This is a genomic window from Nocardioides sp. R-C-SC26, assembly GCF_021246465.1.
Lineage (GTDB): Bacteria > Actinomycetota > Actinomycetes > Propionibacteriales > Nocardioidaceae > Nocardioides.
The window spans coordinates 1-306 of the sequence record NZ_JAHRHK010000099.1; the positions used below are offsets into that span (position 1 = coordinate 1).

The 306-nt window shown below is 75.5% G+C and carries 1 protein-coding gene; it reads right to left on the reverse strand.

Features of this window, described 5'->3' with window-relative positions:
* Window positions 1-306 (reverse strand): tetratricopeptide repeat protein (locus tag KSO97_RS17605; RefSeq protein ID WP_308188353.1); only part of this gene is annotated, 306 nt, incomplete at both ends.

A 306-nucleotide genomic window follows, 5' to 3' on the forward strand; every position in this document is an offset into this window, starting at 1 on the left:
GTTCGCCGGCCGGCACAGCCGCCGGCGAACTGCCGCCGGTCGTCACGATCGCCAGGGCCTGCTCCAGGATGCGCACGCTGTAGCGCCCGTGCGTGGCCGGGTCCATCGAGGCCGGCTCGATGGACCGCATCGCCTGGTCCAGCACCGCGAGGTCGCGCGTGCCCTGGCTCAGCAGCACCCCGGCACGCAGCTGACGACTCTCGGGATACCCGCGGCTCGTGCGCGGCACCAGGTCGAGGGCCTCGACGGCGCCCGCGGCGTCACGGCGTTCCGCACGCACCCGCGCCAGCCCGAAGGCAGCCGGAG